Genomic DNA, 18,553 nt, shown 5'->3' with positions numbered 1-18,553 from the left:
GCTCTCAAAACGGGATATGGTTTCCGGTTGAGCCTTCAGACGGAAACTACGACCCGGAATCCACGCTCAAACCGGGACGAGCTTTCCGTAAAGCAGCCCCAGGCACCCCCGGCCCAAACCTCAGCCATCTCTACATAGATTTCGATAGATTTGCCGAGAACTCAATCAGCACATCTACCTGCGCATTCGAGAACCTAAACTCTAAGTGATAAGAAATCTTATATGAATTGACTTAGATTTTGTATATTCCGGTCCATAAGGGGATACACTACATCCTGAAAGACAAACCGAAAGACCGCTTGGCAGACCGCCGAGTCGGTGCAAACGCACAAGAGAGAGGGAATTTCTAATGGGCAAGATTCTTGGTATCGACCTTGGTACTACTAACTCCGCAATGGCCGTTCTCGAGGGCGGTTCTCCGACCATCATCGTGAACGCCGAGGGCGACCGCACCACCCCGTCTGTCGTGGGCTTCCGTGCCGACGGCGACCGCGTCGTGGGCAAGGCCGCTAAGAACCAGGCGGTCACCAACCCCAAGAACACCGTGTTCTCCATCAAGCGCTTCATGGGCCGCAAGTACTCCGAGTGCACCTCCGAGCTCAAGACCGTGCCGTATGAGGTCAAGGAGGGCCAGGGTGGCCGTGCCGTCGTCGACATCGAGGGCAAGGAATACACCGCCGAGCAGGTGAGCGCCATGACGCTCGCAAAGATGAAGGCCGACGCCGAGAAGTATCTGGGCGAGACCGTCACCGACGCCGTCATCACCGTCCCGGCCTACTTCAACGACGCCCAGCGTCAGGCCACCAAGGACGCCGGTAAGATCGCCGGCCTCAACGTTAAGCGTATCGTCAACGAGCCGACCGCTGCCGCTTTGGCCTATGGCTTGGACAAGCAGGGCTCCGACCAGCGCATCCTGGTCTTCGACCTGGGCGGCGGTACCTTCGACGTCTCCATCCTCGACCTCGCCGACGGCGTGTTTGAGGTTCTGTCCACCTCGGGCGACAACCACCTGGGCGGCGACGACTGGGATCAGCGCGTCATCGACTGGATGGCCGATAAGTTCCAGCAGGAGAACGGTGTCGACTTGCGTCAGGACCCCATGGCCCTGCAGCGTCTGAAGGAGGCCGCCGAGAACGCCAAGAAGGAGCTCTCCGCCGCCCAGCAGTCCACTATCAACCTGCCGTTCATCACCATGAACCAGTCCGGCCCGCTGCACCTCAACTACACGCTGACCCGCGCCGAGTTCGAGAAGATCACCCGCGACCTGCTCGAGCGCTGCAAGCAGCCTGTCACCAACGCCCTGCGCGACGCTAACCTTAAGCTCTCCGATCTGACCGAGGTCATCCTCGTCGGCGGCTCCACCCGTATGCCCGCCGTCCAGGAGCTCGTCAAGACCATGACCGGCAAGCAGCCCAACATGTCCGTGAACCCCGACGAGGTCGTTGCCGACGGCGCTGCCGTCCAGGGCGGCGTGCTCACCGGCGACGTCGAGGGCATCCTGCTGCTCGACGTTACCCCGCTGTCGCTGGGCGTCGAGACCATGGGCGGCATCATGACCAAGATGATCGACCGCAACACCACGATTCCGACCTCCAAGACCGAGGTCTACTCCACCGCTGCCGACAACCAGACCAGCGTCGAGATCAACGTGCTCCAGGGCGAGCGCGAGCTTGCCCGCGACAACAAGTCGCTCGGTAAGTTCCAGCTGACCGGTATCCCGGCTGCCCGCCGCGGCGTGCCGCAGATCGAGGTCACCTTCGACATCGACGCCAACGGCATCGTCAAGGTCTCCGCTAAGGACAAGGGCACCGGCAAGGAGCAGCAGATCACCATTTCCGGCTCCACCGCTCTGTCCGACGAAGAAGTCGATCGTATGGTCAAGGACGCCGAGGCTCATGCCGAGGAGGACAAGAAGCAGAAGGAAGAGGTCGAGGTCCGCAACCAGACCGACAGCCTGTGCTACTCCACCGAGCAGACCCTCAACGAGCTGGGCGACAAGGTTTCCGCCGACGTGAAGTCCAAGGCCGAGGCCGCTATCGCCGATGCCAAGAAGGCGCTCGAGGGCTCTGACGTCGAGGCCATCAAGGCCGCTGGCGAGTCCCTGCAGTCCGTGGCCTACGAGCTGGCTCAGGTTGTCTACGCCGACGCTCAGCAGCAGACCGACGGTGCCGCCGGCGCCCAGCCTGCCGACGATGACGTCGTCGACGCCGACTACGAGGTTGTGGACGACGAGGACAAGTAATCATGTCCGCCCGTAAAGCTCGCACGGAGGCGGCTGCCGTTGGAGCCGCCCCCGTTGACTCTGAGGAGAAGGACGTGAAGATTCCCGTAGAGGCCGTCGACGATACCGAGGCCAACGAGGCCGAGGCCGCCGAGGCTGTCGAGAACCAGGTAGAGGATTCCAACAAGGAGGCGACGATGACCGAGGACGAGATGGTGGAAGCCGCTATCCGCGCCGGTGAGGAAGCCGCCGACAACGACTTTAAGCTCAAGTTCGAGCAGGCCCAGAAGGAGCTTGCCGATGTGCGCAATGAGCTCGATGCTGCGGCAGAGGCTCAGAAGGCTGCCGAGGACAAGGCGAAGGACGCCACCGAGCGCACCGCCCGTCTGCAGGCCGACTGGGAGAACTTCCGTCGCCGCACCGCCAGCGAGCGTATCGCCGAGCGTGAGCGCGCGACCGAGAAGCTCGTCACTGCGCTGCTGCCGGTGGTCGACGATATCGAGCGCGCGATCGACCATGCCCGCAGCCAAGAGCTTGCCGACGACTTTAAGCAGTTCGTCGACGGCGTCGACGCGGTGCATGCCAAGCTACTCGATGTGTTTGCGCACGAGGGCGTTGAGCCCATCGACCCCAAGGGCGAGGCGTTCGATCCGCTCGAGCACCAGGCTGTGGGTCGCGTCGAGGACTCGTCGCAGTACGACGAGACCGTCAACGACGTGTACCAGAAGGGCTACCGCATGGCGGACCGCATCCTGCGTTCCGCGATGGTGACGGTGACCTACGGTGGCGAAAAGCGCCCCGCACCGGAGCCCGAAGCGGCGCCCGAGGATGCTGCGGCCGATACGGCCGAGAGCACCGAGGAGTAATTGAGAAGGGCCCCGGGGCAACACCCGGGGCCCTTTCTGGCCTAGTGCCATATGAAAGCATGAGCCGCCGCCCGCTGGGCGACGGATAAAACAGGAGAGGAGCTACGATGGCTGCAGGCAAAACCTTCTATGACATCCTGGGCGTATCCAAGAGCGCCTCCGACAAAGAGATCAAGAGCGCGTTTCGCAAGCTCGCGCAAAAATATCACCCCGACGCTGGCGGCGACGAGGCCAAGTTCAAGGAGATCAGCGAGGCCTACGAGACGCTTTCGGACGAGAAGAAGCGCAAAGAGTACGACCAGATGCTCATGTTTGGCGGCATGCCGGGCGCAGGCGGCGCGTATGGTGGCGGCTACGGTGCCGGCGCGGGTGCCAGCGGCTGGGGCGACATCTTCGACAGCATCTTTAGCGGCAACGGCGCCTGGGGCAGCGATTGGGGTTCGGGCTTTGCCGGGGCTGCGGGCGCTGCCGGTGCCGGCGCGGGTCGCAGCCGCGCTCGCAAGGGCGGCGACCTGTCGCTGACCGTCGATGTGACGGCCGAGGACGCGTTTCGCGGCGTGACGCACAAGGTCACCTATCGCATTCCCTCGACAGGCGAGCAGCAGACCATTACGGTCTCGGTGCCCGCGGGCGCGGTCGACGGCGGCAAGCTACGCTACAAGCGTCGCGGCGAGTATGGCGTCGCCGGTGGCGAGCGCGGCGACCTGGTCGTGACCACGCATGTGGAGGAGCACCCGCTGTTTAAGCGCAAAGGCGCCGACGTGACCATGGAGGTACCGGTCTCGGTCTACGAGGCGGCGCTCGGCTGCACGGTGGACGTGCCCACGCCCGGCGGTGCGACGGTCCGTTTGAAAGTGCCTGCGGGTACCCAGACGGGCAAGAAGTTCCGCTTTAAGGAGATGGGGGCGCCCGACGTTAAGCACCGTGGCCGTACGGGTGCGCTGCTCGTCGAGATCAAGGTACAGGTTCCCACGAACCTATCCGATGACGAGCGCGATGCCATTACCAAGCTGCGCGAGGCCGACACGCGCGACTACCGCGAGAAGGTTAACCGTTACAAGGCGACGTTCTAGGGCGGCAGCGGTGCACGCCCACGCCCGCGGGCTTATGATGGACGATAACGAGACGGAAAGGGGTCAGGTAGCATGGCCGAGGACAATAGGAACAAACCGCTGTACATGATCAGCGTGGCGGCCGAGCTGACCGGCATGCATCCGCAGACTCTGCGCGTCTACGAGTCCAAGGGTCTGGTGAACCCCCAGCGCTCGGGCGGCAACACGCGCCTGTATTCGCGTGCCGATATCGAGCGCCTGGAGCTCATCAACCAGCTGACCGACGAGGGCATCAACCTTGCCGGCGTGGTGCGCATCCTCGATATGAAGGAGCGTGCCGAGGAGCGCGAGCGCGAGAACGAAAAGCTCCGCGCCCGCATGCGCCAGCTCGAGGACGAGCTCCACGAGTACAAGATGCAGAAGAAGATCACCTCCCTGGCCCCGCGCGATGGCTCGGTTAATCCCGAACAGGTCATGCGCAAGCTACTGGGAGCCGGCGGGGATCTCTAGGTTCCGCCGTTCTAACGAACGGCGGACCGGTCGACGCTGCGCGCCGCCCAGAGCGACAATTTGTCATTCAAAAGGCAAGGCATGACCAGAAGGTCTATGCCTTGCCTTTTTCATGCCAACTTGTTCGCTCTGGACGTCGCTCGCTGTCCGTCCTCTACCTGCGGCGTTGCCATGGTCCGGATGCGGCACTTGGGGACGTTCCTCACTTTGGAAATACGGCCTGCTCGCTGTCCGTCCTCTACCTGCGGCGTTGCCTTGCTCCGGATGCAGTAGTCGTTGGTAGTCATTGGGGCCCGCTCGCTGTCGTTGCCAAAACATCGGCGTTGTTATGGGTAGTCATTGGGGACGTTCTTAAATGACTAGTCGAAAGGGACGCTCTTGCACCAAATCTGCTGACCCACATCGGGCTCGTCCTGTACTTTACCGAGATAAAGTGAACGTGCAGATTCGTAACCCATTCGCAACCGTTCTATGGCACGATATTGAACGAATGCATGCTATGCGCCCAAATTTTTTGGGCAGAGTGGGAGACAGTATGGTCAAGCTGTACGAGGACGGCATCTACCTGCGCGGCGGCAGCGAGGTTGTGCCTGCGGCCGAGGCTGCCGAGCGCGGTATTACGCAGACGCCCGAGGATGCCAAGCGCGGCACCATCGCGTATTCGATCCTCCAGGCACACAATACGTCCGGCGACCCCGAGGCGCTCAAGATTCGCTTCGATGCCATGGCGAGCCACGACATCACCTTTGTCGGCATCATCCAGACGGCGCGCGCCTCGGGCATGGAGCAGTTCCCGCTGCCCTACGTGCTCACTAACTGCCATAACTCGCTGTGCGCCGTGGGCGGCACCATCAACGAGGACGACCACGTCTTTGGCCTTTCCGCGGCCAAAAAGTACGGCGGCATCTTCGTTCCGCCGCACATCGCCGTCATCCACTCCTTTATGCGCGAGAACTTCGCCGGTTGCGGCAAGATGATCCTGGGCTCCGACTCGCACACCCGCTATGGCGCCCTGGGCACCATGGCCGTGGGCGAGGGCGGCGGCGAGCTGGCAAAGCAGTTGCTGCGCGACACCTACGACGTTGCCTATCCCGGCGTCGTCGCTATCTACCTCACGGGCGCCCCGCGTCCCGGCGTCGGCCCGCACGACGTGGCGCTCGCCATCATCCGTGCCGTTTTTGCCAAGGGCTATGTCAAGAACAAGGTCATGGAGTTTGTGGGCCCCGGCATCGCGAGCATGACGACCGATTACCGCAACGGCGTCGACGTCATGACCACCGAGACCACCTGCCTGTCGAGCATCTGGGCCACCGACGAGGACACGCACGCGTTTTTGGCCATGCACGGTCGCGGCGACGACTACCGCGAGCTCAAGCCCGCCGATGTCGCCTACTACGACGGTTGCGTCGAGGTCGATCTGTCGAGCATCAAGCCCATGATCGCGCTGCCATTCCATCCTTCCAACGGCTTTGAGATCGAGGAGCTCAACGAGAACCTCGAGGACATCCTGCATGAGGTGGAGCTCGAGGCCGCCAAGATCGGCGAGGGCAAGACGCACTTTAGCCTGCTCGACAAGATCGTCGACGGCAAGCTTCACGTGCAACAGGGCGTTATCGCCGGCTGCTCGGGCGGCAACTACGACTCCGTGGTCCAGGCTGCCCGCGTGCTCAAGGGCGCCAACACCGGCTGCGGCGAGTTCTCGCTGTCGGTCTATCCCACGAGCCAGCCCGTGGCGCTCGAACTTACGCGCCGTGGCTATATCTACGACCTTATGGAGGCCGGCGCGATCGTGCGCACGGCGTTCTGCGGTCCGTGCTTTGGCGCCGGCGACACGCCTGCCAACAACGGCCTGTCCATCCGCCACACCACGCGCAACTTCCCCAACCGCGAGGGTTCCAAGCCGGGCAATGGTCAGCTGAGCGCCGTGGCCCTAATGGACGCTCGCTCCATTGCGGCGACGGCCGCCAACGGAGGCGTCCTGACGCCGGCGACCGACCTGCCCGAGGAGACTTGGGACGAGGCCTGCGAGTACACCTTTGACGACGCGCCGTATAAAAAGCGCGTGTACTGGGGCTTTGGCAAGGCAGAGCCTGCCGACGAGCTGGTCGAAGGCCCCAACATCAAGCCGTGGCCCGCGATGGAACCTCTCGGCGACGATATCCTGCTCAAGGTGTGCTCCAAGATCATGGACCCGGTCACCACGACCGACGAGCTCATTCCCTCGGGCGAGACGAGCTCCTTCCGCTCCAACCCTCTGGGCCTGGCAGAGTTTACGCTCAGCCGCCGCGATCCGGCCTACGTGGGTCGTTCCAAGGAGGTCGACGCCGTGGAGAAGCGCCGCGTTGCCGGCGAGGCGGCGGGCGACCTGGCGGCACTCGATGCCGAGCTTGCCGGTGTGTTTGAGGCGCTGGCCGGCGCCGGCGTCGCGGCAGATGCCAAGGCGACCGAGTACGGCTCCATGCTCTATGCCAAGAAGCCCGGTGACGGTTCTGCCCGCGAGCAGGCCGCGAGCTGCCAGCGCGTGATTGGCGGTCTGGCCAACATCGTCCACGAGTACGCCACCAAGCGCTATCGCTCCAACGTGATGAACTGGGGCATGGTGCCCTTCCAGATGGAGGCCGAGCCCAACTTTGAGGTGGGCGACTACGTCTTTGTGCCGGGTATCCGCGCTGCGCTCGACGGCGACCTAAAGGACATCGCCGCCTACGTGGTGCGCGCCGATGGTGCGGTCGAGCAGATTGAGCTCTACATTGCCGATATGACGGCTGAGGAGCGTGCCATCGTCAAGGCCGGCTGCCTGATCAACTACAACAAGTTCAAGGCCGCTGTCGAGTAACGCACTTAATTGTCCGCCCGGGGCTTATCCTTTCCCGCCCGCTCACGCGCTTCGCGAGGGTCGCGTTCGGGAAAGGATAAGCCCCGGGCTACATTTCTGCGTTCTCGTTGGGTCTTGAGGGACGCTAATAAATAGACTTGCTTGATGCCGCCTCTTTTTATTGGGGCGGTTTCTTTTTGTCGAGAACCGCCACAAAGGGGGCAGGCACCTTTGTGATGGTCCCGTTTGTCTCGACCTGTAACATCTTGGCCGCTAAAAGTGGGCCTGGTGTTACAGATTTAGATTTTCGATTCGGGTGTCTTCTGTTCGTCTCGATTTGTAACAGATAGAGCTCTATTTGCCGAGTAGATGTTACAGATTGAGACAAACGGTTGCCGCTGGTCATTTCATCTTGATTTGTAACATCTGGAGCCATAAACAGCCGCTAGATGTTACAGATTGAGATAGTAAGGGGACGAGACCGCAGCGGGTGAGCGTGCCTGCTCCCTATCCATCAATCACTCAGAAAATCTTATATATAGAGACTTAGATTTGTGTATAAGATCGTACAAAGCTGGCAACAATACTTCTCGGACAACGTGAAGCCGCCCCGTAGGGCGGCCGCCCCAAGAGAGGTGATTCCATGAGAATCGATAAGCTAGCAATGACGTCGCGCGAGGCGCTGCAGACCGCCATGAGCACGGCTGCCGACGCACAGGCCGGCGCGGTGGAGCCGATTCACCTGCTGTCCGCCCTGCTCGGTGCCGGCGAGCGCAATATCTCCGTGATTATCGAGCGCATCGGCGCCGACCCAGCCCAGCTTGCACACTCCACGCAAGATGCCATCGACCGCGCACCCAAGGTTTCGGGCGAGGGCCAGCAGATGGGCCTGTCCAACGAGCTCGTCCGCGTCATCGAGAAGGCCGAGAAAAAGGCCACCAAGATGGGCGACAGCTTTGTAGTGACCGAGCATCTGCTGATGGCGCTTGCCGAGGACAAAGGTGAGGCGGGCCGCGTGCTGCGCGACGCCGGCGTTACCAAGGAACGTATCGAGCAGGTCTACGAGGAGCTGCGTGGCGATGACCGCGTGACGTCCGCCGAGGACAAGACCCAGTTTGAGGCACTGGAGCAGTACGGCCGCAACATCTGCGACCTGGCCCGTGCCGGCAAGCTCGATCCGGTTATCGGCCGTACCGACGAGATCCGTCGTACTATCCAGGTCCTGTCCCGTCGCACCAAGAACAACCCTGTGCTCATCGGTGAGCCGGGTGTCGGTAAAACGGCCATCGTCGAGGGCATCGCCCAGCGTATCGTGGCCGGCGACGTGCCGAGCACGCTGCGCGACCGCGACCTCATCGAGCTCGACATGAGCGCGCTGGTCGCCGGTGCCAAGTACCGCGGCGAGTTCGAGGACCGCTTGAAGGCCGTGCTCAAGGAAGTGCAAAAGTCCGAAGGCAAGGTCATCCTGTTCATCGATGAGCTCCACACCATTGTGGGCGCGGGTGCCACCGAGGGCTCCATGGACGCCGGCAACATCCTCAAGCCTGCGCTCGCCCGCGGCGACCTGCACGCGATCGGCGCGACCACGCTCGACGAATACCGCAAGTACATCGAGAAGGACGCGGCGCTCGCCCGTCGTTTCCAGACTGTGATGGTCTCCGAGCCTACCGTCGAGGACACCATCTCGATTCTGCGTGGCCTCAAGGAGAAGTACGAGATCTTCCACGGCGTGCACATTACCGATAGCGCGCTCGTGGCCGCCGCCGACCTCTCCGATCGTTACATCGCCGACCGCTTCCTGCCCGACAAGGCCATCGACCTGGTCGATGAGGCCGCAAGCCGCCTGCGCATGGAGCTCGACAGCATGCCGGTCGAGATCGACGCCACCACGCGTCAGCTCACCCAGCTGCAGATCGAGGAACAGGCGCTCATGAAGGAGACCGACGACGCCTCCAAGGAGCGTCTGGAGACCCTGCGCCAGGAAATCGCCGAGGTCCAGGAAAAGCTCAACGTGCAAAAGGCCGGTTGGCTCAACCAAAAGAACGCCATCGACCATGTGCAGGAGCTCAAGGGCCAGCTCGATGAGGCCAAGAGCGAAGAGGAGCGTGCGACGCGCAACGGAGACTTGGGCCGTGCGTCCGAGCTGCGTTACTCCGTGATTCCGGGTCTGCAGCAGCAGATTCAGGATTCCGAGGCCGCGCTCGAGGCACAAAAGCAGCAGGACGGTGAAGGCCTCAACGAGCAGGTGACCTCCGATGAGATCGCCGAGGTCGTGAGCGCCTGGACCGGTGTGCCCGTCTCCAAGATGATGCAGGGTGAGCTCGACAAGCTGAAGGGCTTGGAAGGCGAGCTGCATAAGCGCGTCATCGGCCAGGATGAGGCCGTCTCCGCCGTCGCCGCGGCCGTGCGCCGTAGCCGTGCGGGCCTCTCCGATCCGGACAAGCCCATCGGCAGCTTCTTCTTCCTGGGCCCCACCGGTGTGGGCAAGACCGAACTCGCCAAGGCGCTGGCCGAGTGCCTGTTCGATGACGAGCGCGCACTCGTGCGTATCGACATGTCCGAGTACATGGAGAAGTTCAGCGTTCAGCGTCTGATCGGTGCGCCCCCGGGATACGTGGGCTACGACGAGGGTGGACAGCTCACCGAGGCCGTGCGCCGTCGCCCGTACTCCGTGATCTTGCTCGACGAGATGGAGAAGGCTCACCCGGATGTCTTCAACGTGCTGCTGCAGGTGCTCGACGACGGTCGTCTGACCGATGGTCAGGGTCGTCAGGTGTCCTTCAAGAACACGATCATCATCATGACGTCCAACGTGGGCTCCAAGGCTATCGCCGATCTTTCGGGCAAGGACGAGGAGGAGATGCGCCATCAGGTTGACGCGGCCATGGCTCAGACTTTCCGTCCCGAGTTCCTCAACCGTATCGACGATATCGTGGTGTTCCATCCGCTCGGCATGGCGCAGATCGAAAAGATCGTCGATATTCAGCTCGCCGACGTCCGCGCACGTCTGGCCAAGGAGCGCATGACGCTTGCCATCACCCCGGCGGCCAAGCAGATGCTCGCCGTGGGCGGTCTGGACCCGGTCTTTGGCGCCCGTCCGCTCAAGCGTCTGGTGCAGCGCGAGGTTGTGGACGCCATCGCCGCCGCTATCATCGACGGTACGGTGCGTGAGGGCGATCAGGTGACGGTTGACGTCGACAAGGACGGTGCCTTTACCGTCGTGTGCGACAACACGCCGTCTGCCACCTACGAGGTGCCCGACGCCGAGTAGATTGTTGGGCCATGCCTTAAAATCTACCTTTTGAGCCAAACGCCAAGGGCGGAGGATCCAATTGGGTCCGCCGCCCTTTTTCGTGCGACAATCGATAGTGTTGAACATGAGTACATGGCAAGGAGCTATGCAGATGAAAGACGAGAACGAGACGAACGCACCGGCGCCTGAGCCAGCGCCCGCCGCACCCAAGCCTTCGCCCAAGCCGGCACCCAAGCCGCGCGACCCCTACATCCGTGCCGAGAACGAGGACGACGACGGCTACGATCCCTACAGCGATCGCCGCCCCGAGCGCGAGCCGATGTTCGAAGCCGATCCGTGGCGCTAACTCCTGCAGGGTAGCTAATTTGGGACGGGGCTTTTTTAGCTGCCCCGGCTGGTAATGTGCCGGTTTAGTCGATTAACGGTCGGGGCAGCTAAAAAGCCCCGTCCCAAATTAGCTACCCTCGCTGCGGCCGGCTAGTCTTGGGCCTTGATGCTTGGCATCAGAATCTGAGCGAGGTAGTCGGTCTCGAGTTTGGTGGCAGCGTCGGCCTTGCCGTCTTTGCCGACCAGTACGTTCTTGATCTGGCTATAGGTATAGCGGTTGCCGGTTGTAAGCTCGACAAGATCGATGGCCGTGTCCATGGGGTAGGTCGACACGGGGTCTTGCGTGCGCCCGTTGATGGTCTGGGGCACCACATACGGATAGACGGGGCCGCTGGCGTAGACCGTGTAGCCGTTGCCAAGGCTTGCCGCACCTAAAACCGTATCACCCTTATCGGGCGTAAAGCTCTCGCCGTCGCGCACTGCGACAAGCGTCGCGATCGGCGTATTGCTGTCGCTGGCAAGATAGATGCACAGCGTATTGCCGTTTTGCCAAGTCGCGACTTTGCCGTACCACTCAACGGGAATATCGAGCTGATACAGGTTCGTTGCCTTATGCCGAGCATCGGCGTCGCGGGCCGCCTGCGCCTCGCGGGAACTCATGGCATTGACGGCGGCGTCACGGCGCGCGGTTGCCGCCTGCTGGAGCACCTTTGCGACCGCGGCAGAGCTCGCGCCGCCCTCCTCGGCGTACTTGGCCGCGGCATCGATCTGGTCGTCGGTCACCGTGTCTGCCGAAGGTACCTTAAGCTTAAAGGATGCCTGAGCGCTCAGGTCCTGCCCGTCGCTCTTTACGCTAACCTGCGCCTTGGTGGTCGGCACGGTGTAAATGGTACCGTCAGCTGCGATGGGGGACCCAGCGATGGAGAGCGTATAGTCGCCAGGCAGCAGCTTAATACCGCGACCGTGCTCATCAACATAGAGCGTCTCGCTCACGGAGGAGCCGTCAGAGTCTTGCCCGCTCACCTGCACGGGAATCTTGGAGCCGGTGGAACAGTCGAGCCCTGCGGCATGTACGCCAATCTGCACCGACATCATGGTGTGGGCGTTGACGGCAGCGACGGCGGCCTGTTCTTGTTGGTATCCGTTCCAAGCGGCATAGCCCGCGCCGCCGGCAACGAGCGCGGCGGCAACGACGCCGGCAACCATCAAATTGCGTCGCTTGGGCGACATCTTGTGATGGCGAGCCTCGGCTTCGCGTGCCGAGGGAACGGACGGCAGGGGAATATCGCCCATGGCGATGGTCTCGTCGACGGCCGGCGCAGAACCCAGGCCAGGAAGCTCGCGGGTGAGCGAGTCATCGGCAGGCAAGCTGCCAAGCAGGGCGGTCTCTTCTCCCGAGGCGGATTCCGACTGGACGTCGTCCTTGCTATCGTCCTCTTCGGCTTCGGCCTCGTCAGAAGCGTCTTTGGCGTCGCTGCCTTCGTCCTCAGTGCCTTCGCGCACCTCGTCCTGCGCGTCGACGGCCAAATCGCTCAACGAGAGCTCGTCTAGCGCAATCCGGTCAAGGCTCTCCAGGGCCTCGGCACATGCTTCCGCATCCTGGGCCGCATCCTCGCGGCCACGTGTCTCATCGCTCATATATCCCCCAATGCAATATCGGCTCAACACTGTACCCAAAAATGGAGCCATATAAAGCGCATGCGAAATATAAGATCCGATTTAACCCGAGCGTATCGTTCAGCCGCATCCTCGCGGCAGCAAAAGGCCCCCGGAACGCGAACGAATCACGTTTCGGGGGCTCTGCAGTGCGTTGAGTTGCGCGGAGCCGGCTATGCCGCTTCGTGCTCAAGCGATGTTTGCGTCAGGCGCGTTACTCGGCGTGCGCGTAATCAACCTTGGCGCGACGGGCAGTGGCCTTCTCCCAATCGCTGGTGCCCTCAAAGACATCCTGCTTGTAGGGGTTGCGGCCGAGCTTCTTGGCACGGTAGGCGACGTAGATGATCGCGGCGATGTTGGCGACCAGCGCGACGATCGAGACCGCGGTGGCGGCGCCGGGGTCGAGCGTGGAGTGCGTCACAAAGATGGACTCCTCCTGGAAGTAGGGGAACACCTGGGCAAACATGCACCAAATGGCCAGCGTAAAGGCGCGGTTCTGGATCCAGCCGCCCTTGTTCCAGATAAAGGCGGCGACGGTGGGCGCCAGCAGCAGCGCAAAGCCGCAGAACCAGGAGTGGGTGGGCAGGCAGTTGTAGGTGTAGCAGAAGTTCCAGATATCGTAGGCGATGATGTAGACCCAGGTCATGTCGGGCCACAGCATGTCGGTCTTGTCCTCGGAGGCGTAGACGCTCCACCAACCGGTCATGCAGAAGATGTTGATGATGCCCGCGATGCCGTTGAACACGTTGTTCCAGCCGGCCAGCTGCGTAGCACCTTCGGAGGTGACCCAGGTGGACTCGCCCAGGACAAAGAAGTGATAGGCGCTCTCAAAGTCGGACACGACGGCGATCAAGATGTTGATGGCGACGATCACAAACGGCCATGCGCGGAACCAATGCGCCTTGCCGATCTTGCCCCACTGGTACTTAATGGCAATGAAGCCCCAGCAGCCGGCCAGCGCCGCGTATACCTTGGCGTAATGGAACCAGCTGTTCTGGTATACATGGGTGGGGTTGGTGAGCGCCCACTCGGCACCCTGCGAAACGCCGACGGCGATGGCGATGCAGTAGATAGTCATGGCCAGCGGAGCCACGCCAAAGATGATGGCCGCGCCGAGCTTGGTACGGCGGCCGACCTCGTTGAGTACGATCAAGCCGATAAAGACCATCGCCCAGCCGGCCCAGTGGATAAGGGTATCGCTACCCCAAACATCGAACAGCATGCTGCTCTCCTTTCATACGCCCGCGGCCCCTCTTCCGTCGCGGGCAGTTTGGCCAAATGTCATCAGTTCCTGGGCTTGCGCTCGGAATACTTGGCGGTGTAGCCCTCGATGTGGAGTGTCGAGGCGATAATCTCCTTAACCGTCTCGTCGGGCACATCGGGGTGCGTGCGGATGTACATCAACAGCCCCATGATGAGGGTGTAAAACGTCTCGTAGACATGGTCGATGCGCAGGTCATGATGGGCGACAAAGTCCACCACGGTGGTGTCGCAGATGTATTGCGCCACGCGCTGGACCACGTTGTGCAGAAAGCCGCCGTAGAGCGCGCCGCTGCTCGAGATGAGCGTGCTCGGCAGCTCGTGGCCGCTCACAACCAGGCGCTTAAAGAGCGGGGCGACGGTGTCGAGTGCGCCCTCGATATCACCGACGATGCGGCTGGCATTCCACTGCTCGAGCTCGGAGATAAAACCGTCGATTGCCTCGTCCATGACGGCGGTGACGGCGGCGTCCATGTCGACGAAGTAGTGGTAGAACAGCGAGCGCGTGCAGCCGGCTCGCTTGGTCACGGCCGAGACGGATAGATGGGACACGCCCAGCTCGGAGCTCACGGCGCGCACGGCGGCGAGAATCTCGCGACGGCGCTCGTCACCTGTCAGGCGCTTTGCCGCGCTGTCGGGCGTGGGGACGGCGTCGGCCACAGGGGTGCTCGCTGCGTTATCGCTCATGCGCTTGCCGCCTTTCATCCGTTTGGGCCCGACCGTTCGCCTAATAGTCTTGAATATTGTTGACGGTTCGTCAATACTATTTTTGACATAATGTCAACAATGGCGGGTGAACGGCATGGGGGCATGCCCGGCCTGCAAAAAAGAGGGGCGCTGCGGCCTCGTCGGGCTGCGGCAAGAGAAGGGACAACCATGATTCTCAACGGACCGGGAATTAGCTACACCGAGCCCGACATCGGTTCGGAGTTCGTGCCGCCGCTGCCGGAGCATCCGCGCGAGGCCATTGTCAAGCTGTGCGAGCATTGCACCAACCGTCTGCTGCATCGCGACGAGCTGCTGGGCTACGAGTACTGGTCGTTTGCCGAGGCCGCAACCGACGAGCAGGCCGAAGTGCTCTGCAAGATGAAGATGCGCCGTCCCTATACACTGCCCGAGATGGTCAAGCTCACCGGCATGCCCGAGGCCCAGATCGAGAAGATGCTCGACGACATGAGCTACACGGGTCTGCTCGAGTACAACTGGGAAAATCCCGAGCGCGCCAAGCAGTGGGTACTGCCCATGCTGGTGCCGGGTTCCGCCGAGTTCCTCAACATGCGCGTGGGCCAGCTCGAGGAGCATCCGGTCTATGCCAAGTTCTTTGAGCAGGCGTCCAAGGGGCCGCTGTCCAAAGCCACGCCGATGGTGCCGCCCGGAGGCGCTGGCATTGGCATGCACGTCATTCCGGTCGAGAAGGCTATCGATGCTTCGAGCACCTCGGTGCCGATCGAGCATATCGAGCATTGGCTCGACAAATACGATGGCAAATATGCCGCCAGCACCTGCAGCTGCCGCGCGAGCCGTCGTGTGATGGGCGAGGGCTGCGCCGACGACCCCGCCGACTGGTGCATTGCCGTGGGCGATATGGCCGACTATGTGGTTGAGACCGACCGCGGCCATTATGTGACGCGTGAGGAGGTCTATGACATCTTGCGCCAGGCCGAGGACAACGGCTTTGTGCACCAGATCACCAATATCGACGGCGAGAACAAGATCTTCGCCATCTGCAACTGCAACGTCAACGTGTGCTACGCCCTGCGCACCTCGCAGCTGTTCAACACGCCCAACCTGTCGCGCTCGGCCTATGTCGCCAAGGTCGAGAAGGACAAGTGCGTAGCCTGCGGTCGCTGCGTTGAGGTGTGCCCGGCTGGTGCCGTCAAGCTCGGCCAGAAGCTCTGCAGCAAAAAGGCCGGCGGACAGGTGCCCGAGTATCCGCGCCAGGAGCTGCCCGATGCCACCAAGTGGGACCACACCAAGTGGTCGCCCAACTACCGCAACGACAACCGCATCGAGACACACGATTCCGGCACCGCGCCCTGCAAGACGGCCTGCCCCGCGCACATTGCCGTTCAGGGCTATCTGAAGCTCGCGGCGCAGGGCCGCTATGACGAGGCGCTAGCGCTCATCAAGCGCGAGAACCCGCTGCCCGCTATCTGTGGCCGTGTGTGCAATCGCCGCTGCGAGGATGCCTGCACCCGCGGTCGCGTGGACGAGGCCGTGGCCATCGACGAGGTCAAGAAGTTTATCGCCCAGCGCGATCTGGATGCCGCGACCCGCTATGTCCCACCTGTGGTGACCCCGACGCGCGCCGGCGGCTTCGACCAGAAGATCGCCATCATCGGTGCCGGTCCGGCCGGCCTGTCCTGCGCTTTCTACCTGGCCGAGAAGGGCTACAAGCCCGTCGTGTTCGAGAAGAACGAGCGCCCGGGCGGCATGCTCACCTATGGCATTCCCAGCTTTAAGCTGCAGAAGGATGTTATCGAGGCCGAGGTCGAGGTCATTCGCCTGATGGGCGCCGAGTTCCGCTATGGCGTGGAGGTCGGTCGCGATGTGACGCTCGACGAGCTGCGCGAGCAGGGCTTTAAGGCCTTTTATGTTGCCATTGGCTGCCAGGGCGGCCGCCTCGCCGGTATTCCGGGCGAGGATGCCGAGGACGTGACCGTGGCCGTCGACTTTTTGCGCAAGGTCAACAGTGGCAAGATCGACGCGCTGTCCGGCCGCACCATCGTGGTGGGCGGCGGCAACGTGGCTATCGACGTCGCGCGCAACGCCTGCCGTCTGGGTTCCGAGCACGTTGAGATATTCTGCCTGGAGAGCGAGGCCCAGATGCCCGCCAGCGAGGAGGAGCGTCGCGAGGCCGTTGAGGACGGCGCCCACATCAGCTGCGGCTGGGGCCCCAAGGAGGTCCATCTGGACGAGGCCGGTCGTGTGTGCGGTATCACCTTCAAGCGCTGCACGCGTGTCTTTGACGACGAGGGCCGTTTTGCGCCCGAGTACGACGAGAACGACCTGCGTCGTGTCGACGCCGACCGCGTGGTCATGTCGATCGGTCAGTCCATCGTGTGGGGCGACCTGCTGGCTGGCTCCAAGGTGGAGCTTGGCCGTGGCCAGGGTGCCCTTGCCGATCCTCAGACCTACCAGACCGCCGAGCCCGACATCTTTGTGGGCGGCGACGTCTACACCGGTCCGAGCTTTGCCATCAACGCCATCGCTGCCGGTCACGAGGCCGCCGTGTCCATCCACCGCTTTGTGCAACCGGGCTCCACGCTCACCATCGGCCGCAACCAGCGCCGCTACATCGCGCTCGACCGCGACGATGTCGTGATCGAGAGCTATGACAACGCGAGCCGCGAGGTGGCACATGTCGACCGCGAGCGCGAGAAGGCCGCGCCGTTTAGCGAGTACGTCGAGACCTTTACCGAGGAGCAGGTACGCGCCGAGACCGCTCGCTGCCTGGGTTGCGGTGCCTCGATCGTCGACCCCAACAAGTGCATCGGCTGCGGTCTGTGCACTACCAAGTGCGCGTTCGATGCCATCCACCTGGATCGCGACCGCCCCGAGTGCTCCACGATGGTCAAATACGAGCAAAAGCTCCCCAGCTTGGGCAAGTACGCGCTCAAGCGTGCCATTAAGATCAAATTCGGGAAGAAGTAATGAGGTTCCGCCGTTCTAACGAACGGCGGCACTGCCGACGCTGCGCGGCGCCCAGATACCCCATCTTGCCCCTCAACTGCGGCGCCGCGGGCAAAAGCCCAGCGGACGCCTTGTTTCGGGGCAACCTGGGGCACCTGGATCGCCGCTCGCTGACGTTTGGCTGACATCGCATCAACCGTTGCTGAAAGGTTTCTACCTTGCATGAATTGGGAATCGTCTATCACATTATTCGCGATGTCGAGAACGTGGCGCGCGCCAATGGCGTGAGTCGCGTTTCGAGCGTCACGCTGCTGCTGGGCGAGGTCTCGGGCGTCGTTCCCGACTTGCTGCTCGACGCTTGGCGCTGGGCGGCAGATAAAAAGCCTATCACCGAGGGCGCGGAGCTTATCGTGGAGCCTGTCGAGGCCGTGACGCATTGCGAGGCGTGCGGCCGCGACTATGCGACGGTCGAGCATGGCAAGATCTGCCCCCATTGCGGTAGCGGCGAGACATACCTGCTGCAGGGCCAGGAGGTCATGATCAAGCAGATTGAGACCCCCGACGAGGACCCGCCAGATGCTGCTCCCGACGGCCTCTCCGACGCCCCCGATGCCGTCGACGCTGCCAACCCCCTCCACATCGTCTAGCCCCTAGTCGTTGGGGACGTTCTTGTTTGACTAGTCGTTTAAGAACGTCCCCAATGACTACTTACGTTAGTGCATAAGTCACGCTAATAGTCAAGTTATGTCTGTTTAAACAAAATAACTGCAGTACAAGCGCATTCGCGCTTGCCTAAAATCGATATTAATGACCAGCCTGCTTGTATCTGTAAAATGAATGGCTTGATAAGTGACGCCTTGGCGTGTAATCCGTCAAAAAGCAGTAACGTAATCAACTTGTAACAAACCTAGACGTTTAAACAAATTATCCAATCATTCGCATTTTTCTCTATAATTTTAC

The 18,553-nt window shown here is 62.1% G+C and carries 12 protein-coding genes; 9 read left to right on the top strand and 3 right to left on the bottom strand.

Features of this window, described 5'->3' with window-relative positions:
- Window positions 1–349 precede the first annotated feature (349 nt).
- From dnaK to ACQRAJ_RS07160, 7 genes are all read left to right on the top strand, one after another.
- On the top strand, window positions 350–2,242 hold the full coding sequence (gene dnaK, locus ACQRAJ_RS07190; protein WP_154518137.1) for a molecular chaperone DnaK: 1,893 nt from the start codon (window positions 350–352) through the stop codon (window positions 2,240–2,242).
- Window positions 2,243–2,244: 2 nt separating this feature from the next.
- Window positions 2,245–3,087 (top strand): nucleotide exchange factor GrpE, encoded by an 843-nt coding sequence (locus ACQRAJ_RS07185; protein WP_427727348.1) that lies wholly within the window; start codon window positions 2,245–2,247, stop codon window positions 3,085–3,087.
- Between the two features lie 107 nt (window positions 3,088–3,194).
- Entirely contained in the window at window positions 3,195–4,160 is a 966-nt protein-coding gene (locus ACQRAJ_RS07180; RefSeq protein ID WP_427748180.1) for a DnaJ C-terminal domain-containing protein, read from the top strand.
- Between the two features lie 72 nt (window positions 4,161–4,232).
- Window positions 4,233–4,649, top strand: a complete 417-nt coding sequence (locus tag ACQRAJ_RS07175) for a heat shock protein transcriptional repressor HspR (RefSeq protein WP_427719306.1) — start codon at window positions 4,233–4,235, stop codon at window positions 4,647–4,649.
- A 535-nt stretch (window positions 4,650–5,184) separates the two neighbouring features.
- Entirely contained in the window at window positions 5,185–7,485 is a 2,301-nt protein-coding gene (locus tag ACQRAJ_RS07170; RefSeq protein ID WP_427727351.1) for a hydratase, read from the top strand.
- A gap of 622 nt (window positions 7,486–8,107) precedes the next feature.
- Entirely contained in the window at window positions 8,108–10,735 is a 2,628-nt protein-coding gene (clpB, locus tag ACQRAJ_RS07165) for an ATP-dependent chaperone ClpB (RefSeq protein WP_154518122.1), read from the top strand.
- A 133-nt stretch (window positions 10,736–10,868) separates the two neighbouring features.
- Window positions 10,869–11,063 (top strand): hypothetical protein, encoded by a 195-nt coding sequence (locus ACQRAJ_RS07160; RefSeq protein ID WP_427727355.1) that lies wholly within the window; start codon window positions 10,869–10,871, stop codon window positions 11,061–11,063.
- 131 nt (window positions 11,064–11,194) lie between these two features.
- Here the strand turns inward: ACQRAJ_RS07160 and ACQRAJ_RS07155 are convergent, their stop codons facing one another.
- The 3 genes from ACQRAJ_RS07155 to ACQRAJ_RS07145 all read right to left on the bottom strand — a co-directional run bounded on the left by ACQRAJ_RS07155 (window position 11,195) and on the right by ACQRAJ_RS07145 (window position 14,647).
- On the bottom strand, window positions 11,195–12,682 hold the full coding sequence (locus ACQRAJ_RS07155) for a hypothetical protein (protein WP_427748178.1): 1,488 nt from the start codon (window positions 12,680–12,682) through the stop codon (window positions 11,195–11,197).
- Between the two features lie 232 nt (window positions 12,683–12,914).
- Entirely contained in the window at window positions 12,915–13,922 is a 1,008-nt protein-coding gene (locus tag ACQRAJ_RS07150; RefSeq protein WP_154518417.1) for a DUF5692 family protein, read from the bottom strand.
- A 62-nt stretch (window positions 13,923–13,984) separates the two neighbouring features.
- The gene (locus tag ACQRAJ_RS07145) at window positions 13,985–14,647 is read right to left on the bottom strand and encodes a TetR/AcrR family transcriptional regulator (protein WP_427748176.1); all 663 of its coding nucleotides are present in this window, start codon (window positions 14,645–14,647) and stop codon (window positions 13,985–13,987) included.
- Window positions 14,648–14,836: 189 nt separating this feature from the next.
- On the opposite strand from ACQRAJ_RS07145, the gene ACQRAJ_RS07140 reads away from it, so the two are divergent.
- Together ACQRAJ_RS07140 and ACQRAJ_RS07135 are read left to right on the top strand one after the other, a co-directional pair.
- Window positions 14,837–17,614: an FAD-dependent oxidoreductase gene (locus ACQRAJ_RS07140; RefSeq protein WP_427748175.1), complete on the top strand. Its 2,778-nt coding sequence runs from the start codon at window positions 14,837–14,839 to the stop codon at window positions 17,612–17,614.
- Window positions 17,615–17,811: 197 nt separating this feature from the next.
- Window positions 17,812–18,240: a hydrogenase maturation nickel metallochaperone HypA gene (locus ACQRAJ_RS07135; RefSeq protein WP_427719316.1), complete on the top strand. Its 429-nt coding sequence runs from the start codon at window positions 17,812–17,814 to the stop codon at window positions 18,238–18,240.
- Window positions 18,241–18,553: the final 313 nt, after the last annotated feature.

Origin of the sequence: Collinsella sp. SGI.184 (genome assembly GCF_050313415.1) — a bacterium.
GTDB lineage: Bacteria > Actinomycetota > Coriobacteriia > Coriobacteriales > Coriobacteriaceae > Collinsella.
Note: the sequence above shows the minus strand (reverse complement) of the source record. Positions and strands in the feature narration are given on the sequence as shown.

What these genes read in the sequence shown, in the direction of transcription:
- dnaK (WP_154518137.1), top strand. Translation starts at nt 350, where the DNA reads ATGGGCAAGATTCTTGGTATCGACCTTGGTACTACTAACTCCGCAATG.
- ACQRAJ_RS07185 (WP_427727348.1), top strand. Translation starts at nt 2,245, where the DNA reads ATGTCCGCCCGTAAAGCTCGCACGGAGGCGGCTGCCGTTGGAGCCGCC.
- ACQRAJ_RS07180 (WP_427748180.1), top strand. Translation starts at nt 3,195, where the DNA reads ATGGCTGCAGGCAAAACCTTCTATGACATCCTGGGCGTATCCAAGAGC.
- ACQRAJ_RS07175 (WP_427719306.1), top strand. Translation starts at nt 4,233, where the DNA reads ATGGCCGAGGACAATAGGAACAAACCGCTGTACATGATCAGCGTGGCG.
- ACQRAJ_RS07170 (WP_427727351.1), top strand. Translation starts at nt 5,185, where the DNA reads ATGGTCAAGCTGTACGAGGACGGCATCTACCTGCGCGGCGGCAGCGAG.
- clpB (WP_154518122.1), top strand. Translation starts at nt 8,108, where the DNA reads ATGAGAATCGATAAGCTAGCAATGACGTCGCGCGAGGCGCTGCAGACC.
- ACQRAJ_RS07160 (WP_427727355.1), top strand. Translation starts at nt 10,869, where the DNA reads ATGAAAGACGAGAACGAGACGAACGCACCGGCGCCTGAGCCAGCGCCC.
- ACQRAJ_RS07155 (WP_427748178.1), bottom strand. Translation starts at nt 12,682, where the DNA reads ATGAGCGATGAGACACGTGGCCGCGAGGATGCGGCCCAGGATGCGGAA.
- ACQRAJ_RS07150 (WP_154518417.1), bottom strand. Translation starts at nt 13,922, where the DNA reads ATGCTGTTCGATGTTTGGGGTAGCGATACCCTTATCCACTGGGCCGGC.
- ACQRAJ_RS07145 (WP_427748176.1), bottom strand. Translation starts at nt 14,647, where the DNA reads ATGAGCGATAACGCAGCGAGCACCCCTGTGGCCGACGCCGTCCCCACG.
- ACQRAJ_RS07140 (WP_427748175.1), top strand. Translation starts at nt 14,837, where the DNA reads ATGATTCTCAACGGACCGGGAATTAGCTACACCGAGCCCGACATCGGT.